This window comes from Thermorhabdus hydrogeniformans (genome assembly GCF_049310025.1).
In the GTDB taxonomy this organism is placed as follows: Bacteria; Bacillota; Thermosediminibacteria; order Thermosediminibacterales; family Tepidanaerobacteraceae; genus JBJYKD01.
Genome location: NZ_JBJYKD010000243.1, coordinates 1 through 249, shown reverse-complemented (window position 1 = coordinate 249; position 249 = coordinate 1). Strand labels below are relative to the sequence as shown.

The window sequence follows — 249 nt, the reverse complement described above, 5'->3', positions numbered from 1 at the left end:
CAGCGGCGCGATGAGCCGAGGATACGGCGGCGTCGGTGAAACGGCCGATCTCGTCGCTGCGCCCGGCGGCGATATAGCGTTGCATCAGGTCCAGGCTGCCGATGATCCCGGTGAGCATGTTGTTGAAGTCATGGGCGATGCCGCCGGTGAGCTGGCCGACCGCTTCCATCTTCTGGGCATGGCGCAGGGCGTCTTCGGCACGCTCGCGCTCGAACATCTCGTTTTGCAGGCGCTGGTTGGCTTCGGCCA

At 65.5% G+C, this 249-nt stretch carries 1 protein-coding gene; it reads right to left on the bottom strand.

What is annotated here, in order from left to right; all coding sequences use genetic code 11:
• Window positions 1-249: histidine kinase dimerization/phospho-acceptor domain-containing protein (locus ACKX14_RS16285; protein ID WP_422449468.1), on the bottom strand; the 249-nt coding region annotated here is incomplete at both ends.